Annotated in this window: 6 protein-coding genes; all 6 read left to right on the top strand. The window is 51.5% G+C overall.

The genetic code is table 11. The features are described from left to right. Positions 1-140: 140 nt before the first annotated feature. The 6 genes from A4E54_RS03770 to A4E54_RS03745 all read left to right on the top strand — a co-directional run bounded on the left by A4E54_RS03770 (position 141) and on the right by A4E54_RS03745 (position 6,283). Positions 141-695, top strand: a complete 555-nt coding sequence (locus tag A4E54_RS03770; RefSeq protein ID WP_286724486.1) for a metal-dependent hydrolase — start codon at positions 141-143, stop codon at positions 693-695. A 58-nt stretch (positions 696-753) separates the two neighbouring features. After that, a complete protein-coding gene (gene galE / locus A4E54_RS03765; protein WP_286724484.1) occupies positions 754-1,761 on the top strand; it encodes a UDP-glucose 4-epimerase GalE in 1,008 nt (335 codons plus the stop codon). Positions 1,762-1,807: 46 nt separating this feature from the next. Beyond that, positions 1,808-2,881, top strand: a complete 1,074-nt coding sequence (locus A4E54_RS03760) for a mannose-1-phosphate guanylyltransferase (protein WP_286724482.1) — start codon at positions 1,808-1,810, stop codon at positions 2,879-2,881. Positions 2,882-2,898: 17 nt separating this feature from the next. Next, complete coding sequence (locus A4E54_RS03755) at positions 2,899-4,281, top strand: phosphomannomutase/phosphoglucomutase (RefSeq protein WP_286724480.1); 1,383 nt, start codon at positions 2,899-2,901, stop codon at positions 4,279-4,281. A gap of 74 nt (positions 4,282-4,355) precedes the next feature. Further along, the gene (locus tag A4E54_RS03750; protein ID WP_240085101.1) at positions 4,356-5,534 is read left to right on the top strand and encodes an ABC transporter permease; all 1,179 of its coding nucleotides are present in this window, start codon (positions 4,356-4,358) and stop codon (positions 5,532-5,534) included. Positions 5,535-5,554: 20 nt separating this feature from the next. Then, positions 5,555-6,283 carry an ABC transporter ATP-binding protein gene (locus A4E54_RS03745; protein ID WP_286724477.1) on the top strand — a complete coding sequence of 243 codons (729 nt, stop codon included), beginning with the start codon at positions 5,555-5,557 and terminating at the stop codon, positions 6,281-6,283. Positions 6,284-6,692 lie beyond the last annotated feature (409 nt).

Here is a 6,692-nt window from a genome sequence, read left to right as displayed (position 1 = left end):
ATTGGTTTAAGCGGCATCGGAGCAGGTTATGCCCTGGCTAATTTCTTGATAGCGGCAGTAGTTGTGGGGCCGCTGCTGAAGGTGCTGCGTCAAAAACAAATATCGGATGACAATACGTCTTTTGCAAAGGTGAATTTCTAATGCTGCTTTTAGCGCATGTTGGAATAACCCTTGGCATTACCAAGGGTTTGGCAAAGATTTTGAGTCGCCGGGGAATGAAGAAGTTTACGGATTTGATAGATTTCAGGCTTGTTTGTCTGGGATCTATGCTGCCGGACATTATTGACAAGCCGCTGGGGGGACTTGTATTGAAAGAAACGCTCGGAAACGGGCGTATATACTCGCATACCCTTTTATTTCTGCTCTTTCTAATTATCTCAGGCATATTTATATGTTTTAAATACAAGAGGCCGGGACTGCTGGCGGTGGCCGAAGGCAATGCTGTTCATTGTTTTCTGGATGGCATGTGGCGCTTCCCCGAAACTTTCCTGTGGCCGGTATTCGGTTGGGGCTTCCCCAAAGGAGATCCGGAGAACTGGCTGCGTTTGTGGGTAAACCTCTTGACCGACCCCTGGTACTACGTACCTGAAATACTTGGCGGCGCTATTATCATGCTCTTTATTGCAGATTTGGTTTTGAGCAAGAATTTATACTGTTTTATAGTAAACGGCAGAGTGAAAAGCACTATTACATGAAAGTAAGCTAGCACGCCGGGAAGGACAGTTAAATTATTGATAGAAGGGGGTAGTGAAAATGAATATTTTGGTTACCGGTGGAGCAGGTTATATCGGCAGTCACACTGTCCGTACGCTTGTCGGCAAAAAACACCATGTGGTGGTGCTGGACAATCTCTCCAAGGGACATGAGGCCGCCGTGCGGGGTGTTCAACTGGTACGGGGGGATATCGCCGAACGCTTGTTATTGAAAAGCCTTTTTCGGGAGCATAATATTGAGGCGGTGATGCATTTCGCTGCCAACAGCCTGGTGGGGGAGTCGGTCCTTCAACCTGCCGGGTATTATTATAACAACTTGGTTAAGGGACTATCGCTTTTAGACAGCATGGTAAAGTCAGGAGTACGTTACCTGGTCTTCTCTTCAACCGCGGCGGTATACGGGGAGCCGCGAGAGAATCCGATTCCTGAGGAGCACCCTGCCGTTCCGACAAACCCTTACGGTGCGACCAAGCTCGCCCTGGAAGGGGCGATGCGCTGGTATAGTGAGGCCTATGACCTGCGCTATGTTGCCCTGCGTTATTTTAACGCTGCCGGAGCAGACCCGGCGGGGGATATCGGAGAGGACCACGCTCCCGAAACCCACCTAATCCCGTTGGTACTGCAGGTGGCCATGGGGCGTCTGCCTTGCCTGGAGGTTTTCGGTGCCGATTACCCTACTCCGGACGGCACTTGCATCAGGGATTATATCCATGTCGATGATCTGGCTGACGCTCATGTTTTAGCCATGGAGGCACTGGCTTCAGGGGCTCCTTCAGCGGTATACAATTTAGGAAACGGCAGCGGTTACTCTGTTTTGGCAGTAATCAGGGCGGCCGAAGAGGAGACAGGCAAACGTATTCCTGTGCAATACGGGGCGCGGCGGCCGGGAGATCCGGCGATGCTGGTGGCCGGTTCAAAAAAAATAAAGGCCGAGCTGGGCTGGCAGCCTCGCTTCACCGACTTGCGGGCGATCATTGAGACAGCTTGGCGTTGGCACAGGAACCACCCCCAGGGCTTTAAGGAAAAATCTGGGGATATTTCTCAGTGAAAAAGTTTAGAACAATAAAATTTTATAACGAAAGGGTGTGTGAAGTATGCCTTTTGCCGTAATTATGGCCGGCGGGCGGGGGGAGAGGTTTTGGCCCCGCAGCAGGGTGACGGTGCCCAAACAGTTTTTGAATCTCGTCGGCGACAAAACGATGCTGCAGCTTACTGTGGAGCGGGTGCAGGATTTGGTTGGAATATCCGGCACTTACATAGTGGCGGGTTTGGATTTTAAAAAAATAATCATGAAGCAGGTGCCGCAGCTGCCGGAGGAAAACATTATCATCGAGCCCTTTGGGCGGGATACCGCGGCTGCCGTTGGACTGGCTGCTTTGGTCCTGGAGCGTAAAGACCCCCGGGAAATAATGATTGTGCTGCCGGCGGACCATTACATCAGTGATGTGCCCCGCTTCCAGGAAATACTGAAAAGCGCGGTGGCGGCAGCCTGGCGGGGAGAAGACATAGTGACCCTGGGCATCACCCCCCACAGGCCGGAGACGGGCTATGGCTATATTTTTCAGGGGGAATTGTTCGACACCTTTACCGGCGTGCCGGCATACCGGGTTGTCCGTTTCCTGGAAAAGCCCGACTACGCCAGGGCGGTGAGATTTCTTTCCACAGGGAATTACCTGTGGAACAGCGGCATGTTTATCTGGCGGGTAGATTTAATTATTCGACTAATAAAAAAATATACTCCGCAACTGGCTCGGGGCTTGAATATTATTGGGCAGAGCATGGGGACGGAACAATACCTGGCCGTAACGGGAGAAATCTATGCGAGGCTGCCCAAAATCTCGGTGGACTACGGTATTCTGGAAAAGGCGGAAAAAGTCCTGGTGATGAGGGGAGATTTCGGCTGGGACGATATTGGCTCCTGGACGGCTTTGGAGCGCTACGCTGAAAAGGATGAGTGCGGCAATGCCATTGAAGGCCGGGGTGTATTTTTGGACACAAGCAACACTTTCGTTTATTCCCCCGGCAAGACGGTTGGCGTGATTGGGGTGGAGAATTTAATCGTGGTGAACGACCGCGACAGTCTCCTGGTATGCCGCAAAAACCGGGCCCAGGAGCTCAAAAAGGTGGTACAGGCTTTAAAGGACGAGGGCCTGGACGAAGTGCTGTAAAAAAGGAGGCAGCTTAAATGGCAACTATTAATGAACATATATTTCGCCAGTATGACATTCGGGGCGTGGCGGAAAGGGACCTTACGGATGAGACTGCAACACTTCTGGGCAAAGCTTTTGGCACTGTGGCGCTGCAAAAGGGTTCATGTAAAGTGCTGGTGGGGAGAGACAACCGCTTAAGCTCCGAGCGCCTGCGCGACGCTCTGGTGAAGGGACTTATGTACGTAGGCTGCGACGTGGTGGATCTGGGCCTGGTGGTCACGCCAATGCTTTACTACGCGAGGGTCCACTTTGGCATTGACGCCGCGGTGATGATTACCGGCAGCCACAACCCGCCGGAGGAAAACGGGTTTAAAATGGCCCTGGGGGCCGGGACCATCTACGGAGATGATATCCAGAAGCTCAAAAAATTAATGATGGGCGGAGAGTGGCGTTACGGTTCCGGGAGCCTTGAAATGATAAATGCCGTCAAACCATACCAGCATATGCTGTTAAAAAAAATACGGCTTGGGCCGAGAAAGTTAAAGGTGGCTGTCGATTGCGGCAATGGCACGGCCGCCTTGTTTGCCGAAAAGATATTAAACAACTGGGGCTGTGCTGTGATCCCGCTGTATTGTGATTCCGACGGCTCCTTTCCGAACCACCAGCCGGACCCGGTTAAAACAGTCAACCTGGCGGAGTTGAGAAAAGCGGTGCTTGAAGAAAGGGCGGAGCTCGGCGTGGCCTTCGACGGCGACGCGGACCGCATCGGTGTGGTGGACGAGGCCGGGCACATCATCTGGGGAGATCTGCTGATGTGCCTTTACTGGTCGGAAATCATGCCAAGGCATCCAGGCGCCGAGGCCATCATCGAAGTGAAGTGCTCCCAGGCCTTGGTGGACGAGGTGGAGCGTCTTGGCGGAAAGCCTTTCTTTTACAAGACGGGTCATTCCTTGATCAAAGCCAAGATGAAAGAGATTGGGGCGATCTTCACCGGGGAGATGTCCGGGCACATATTTTTCGCGGATGAGTATTACGGTTTTGACGATGCCTTTTACGCAGCCGGCCGCCTTTTGCGGCTCCTTTCCAATTCCGGCGCGCCGCTCTCAAGGATGCTTTCAGTTATACCAAAGTATTACTCGACGGCTGAAACCAGGGTTACTTGCCCGGACTGGGATAAATTCAAGGTTGTCAGTGGGCTGGCTGAGCGTTTCAAGCGGAATTATCCCGTGGTTGATGTGGACGGGGCAAGAGTGCTCTTTGGCGACGGCTGGGGTCTGGTGCGGGCTTCCAATACCCAGCCGGTGCTGGTGGCCCGCTGCGAGGCAAAAACTGAAGCAGGAATGCAGCGTATTTGCTCCATTATGAAAGAAGCCCTGAAGGAGTTCCCGGAAGTGGCAGACTTTGAGTGGGAGTGCTGATTGCATTAAGGTCCCGCGCTAAACCACACTAAAGGTGATAATTGTAGAAAAATGGGGATGAGGGCTTGTCGTTAATGTTTTTTTCCATTCAAAACGCTTTTCGTAAAAAAGCGGTGGCAGCCCTGGCAGTGCTGGGGGTGGCTTTTGGCACCGCGCTTATGACAATCCTTTTTTCTCTCGCCGCGGGGATGGAACACCGGGTTGAAGGCACTTTTAGCGAGCTTTCCAACAGGATCACGATTTCCGGCAGGGACGCGATCTTTGGCGGGTTGTATTTAGGCATGGGCACCCGGCCGATACCTTCTTCCTATATTGATGACATCAGAAGCATAGCCCATGTGGAAAAGGTTTATTCCCAGGTTTCGGTGGTTTTGCGGCCTGAAAATAATGATTACGCCATGCCTTTGTTTGGCTATGGTTTGGAAGAAATTCGTGATCTGGACAACAATCCGTATAACAAAATTGTTGAGGGAACCGCCCCGCGTAATGAAAAGGAAATCATCATTGGCAAAAGCCTGCAGGAATATATGAGCTTATTAAATTCCCCGTTTGCAATAGGGGAATCCTATCCCTTCCTGAGCATGGAGGGGGGACGGGCAAAAGAGCTGGACTTAATAGTCGTGGGTGTTTACCAGACCGGCAACGAGGTTTTGGACGGGGCTTTCAGCGGTTCTGAAAAATTGGCCAGGGAGATCGGCAAGATAACGGAGGGGAGCGTTTCCGCCATCAACGTCGTTGTGGACAGTATGGACAATGTGGAATCCACCGCTGAGGCAATTCAACAAGAGCTAACGGGTAAGAAGCCGGAACTGCAAGTGGTGGTGCCCGGAGAGGTTTTAAATCCGGTCAAAAATATAATTGACGTCCTGGGTAAGTTTCTAATGGCTGTTTCCCTGGTGGCCGTGGTGGCCGGGGGACTGTCCATCATGGTAGTAATGCTTTTGTCCGTAATCAACCGGATGCGTGAGTTCGGTATTCTGAAGGCTCTGGGGTGGACTCCGGCTAATATCATCTGCATGGTGCTGGTGGAGTCCCTGACCTTAAGTCTGTGCGGCGCCGCCCTGGGAGTGGCTTTGGGCTGCGCGGGGCTTGCCGCGGCAAGGGTTTTGATTGCCGCGGATATCGCCGTTCTCTCCCGGCAGGTTACTGTCAGCGTGTTTCTGACCGGCATTCTAATTGGGGTGGCGGGAGGAATTTACCCGGCCTGGCGCGCGAACAGCGCGGCGCCGGCAAAGATTCTCAGGGAAGTTTAAAGTTTGGAGGGTTTGCCTTGGTGCAGCCAAACGTATTGATTGCGGTTAAAAACTTGACCAAGGTTTACGGGAAAGCTAATCTCGCGGTAAAAGTGCTGGACGTTGGAAACCTGGCAATCAGGAGAGGGGAGCTTGTAGCGCTGACCGGCCCCTCCGGGTGCGGTAAAACCACCCTGCTGAACCTGCTAGGCGCTCTGGACCGACCCACAGCCGGCGACATTTTTTTCGCGGGCAAAAGGTTTACCTCGCAAAGAGAGACCGCCCTTTGCAGGTTCCGCCGGGAAAAAATCGGCTTTATTTTCCAGACTTATCACTTGATTCCTACTTTGAGCGCGCTGAAGAATGTCTTGGCGCCTGCTTTGCCTCTGGGGAAAAATTACCGTAAGCGCGCGCTGGCACTGCTGGGCATGGTGGGACTGACAGGCAAAGAGAACCGCCGTCCGGGCGCGCTATCCGGGGGTGAACAGCAACGGGTGGCCATTGCCCGGGCGCTTCTGCTGGACCCGGAACTGATTCTGGCGGATGAGCCCACAGGCAATTTGGACTCGGCAGCTGGAGCGGGAATCATAGATTTGCTGAAGGAGTTGAACCAACAGGGGAAAACAGTGCTGGTGGCCACCCATGACCAGCGGGTGGCGGATAATTGCGGCAGGAATATCAGGCTGGTGGACGGGCAGGTAATTAGTCATTGCAAATCCAGACAAGATATTGTAAAAAACAGACAAAGTCTTGCTGCTTTTAAACAATAATTATGGACATTTATCTTGTAAATGTTATTTTAATTAAAAAGAACATTTTGAGTAAGTCACTAAAAGAGTTGATAAAAAATGATCTATTTAATGTAAAGAATTAATTTAAGCAATTATTAATTCTGTGAGTTTATTGATTAATCAATTAGTAAACACCTATTGTAAAAATGTTAATAGGGGGTGAGGCAGAGTTAAACGGATTCGAGGAGTACCAGCAAAGGAGCTATGTAGTGCTTGGTGGAGGCCCGGCGGTTGTTAGACAGCCGGGCTTGTTACTAAGGAAGGTTGTACGTTTATATTTTTAATTCTTAGGAGGTTTTTTAAGTTGAGAAAGATCCGGCAAAAAATATTATCGGTCCTTTTGACGGCTATATTTTTCTTGAGCACCGTTATATCAATTAACGTATCA

Source organism: Pelotomaculum sp. PtaB.Bin117 (assembly GCF_002067195.1).
Taxonomy (GTDB): domain Bacteria; phylum Bacillota; class Desulfotomaculia; order Desulfotomaculales; family Pelotomaculaceae; genus Pelotomaculum_D; species Pelotomaculum_D terephthalicicum.
The sequence above is the reverse complement of the archived record's forward strand: the minus strand, read 5'-3'. Positions and strand labels throughout refer to the sequence as shown.

Bases quoted from the DNA above. Each gene is read 5' to 3' on its own strand.
- A4E54_RS03770 (WP_286724486.1), top strand. From the start codon at position 141: ATGCTGCTTTTAGCGCATGTTGGAATAACCCTTGGCATTACCAAGGGT.
- galE (WP_286724484.1), top strand. From the start codon at position 754: ATGAATATTTTGGTTACCGGTGGAGCAGGTTATATCGGCAGTCACACT.
- A4E54_RS03760 (WP_286724482.1), top strand. From the start codon at position 1,808: ATGCCTTTTGCCGTAATTATGGCCGGCGGGCGGGGGGAGAGGTTTTGG.
- A4E54_RS03755 (WP_286724480.1), top strand. From the start codon at position 2,899: ATGGCAACTATTAATGAACATATATTTCGCCAGTATGACATTCGGGGC.
- A4E54_RS03750 (WP_240085101.1), top strand. From the start codon at position 4,356: ATGTTTTTTTCCATTCAAAACGCTTTTCGTAAAAAAGCGGTGGCAGCC.